The following is a 664-nucleotide window of genomic DNA, read 5'->3' as shown; positions in this document are numbered from 1 at the left end:
TGCAATGGAACTTACTGCGCTTGACAAAAAATTCTTAACATTAAAGCAGTCAGGGGAAGAGCTAACTGAGATAATGAGTACTCTACGCACTCAAATTAGACAATACAGAAAAAAGCTTATAACTGACATCGAAATACCATCTTATATTTACTCCGGAAAAATACTTCAAGCCCATCAGGCAGGATTAGGTCTAGGTGTTCTTATTAAAGACCCAACTGGAGGAGATGAGCTAAAAAATGTTCGGCTTGTTTCTAATTGGAAAAGTGACCATGACATTCTAAACACTATGAGTTCCGGACAAATATCAGCCGTTGTGATCTCCCTAGCCCTTGCGCTGAACAAAGTTTACGCAAAATCTTTTTCTACCATTCTTATTGACGATCCAGTGCAGACGATGGATGACATAAATATGTCTTCTCTAGTTGAACTACTCAGAAATGAATTCTCAGAAAAACAAATAATTCTTTCTACGCACGAAGAGAAAGTCTCTAGGTATTTCGTCTACAAATTCTTAAAGCATGGACACTCGGTCAAAAAAGTAAACCTCATGGAGAGAAAAGAGTACACCCCTAACAACAATTACATTTACTAAAATCATCGCGTAGTGCCTTACACCACTCTAGTTTTCTGACTTAATAAATAACACAAATAAAAAGTCAGAAAA

General features: G+C 36.7%; 1 pseudogene. It reads left to right on the top strand.

The window, feature by feature from the left end:
* Positions 1–592, top strand: a pseudogene (locus OQK_RS01285) (AAA family ATPase); the annotation flags it as partial.
* Positions 593–664: the final 72 nt, after the last annotated feature.

Source organism: Pseudomonas sp. R62 (genome assembly GCF_000257605.1).
Lineage (GTDB): Bacteria > Pseudomonadota > Gammaproteobacteria > Pseudomonadales > Pseudomonadaceae > Aquipseudomonas > Aquipseudomonas atacamensis.
This window is presented reverse-complemented; position numbering and strand designations above follow the sequence as displayed.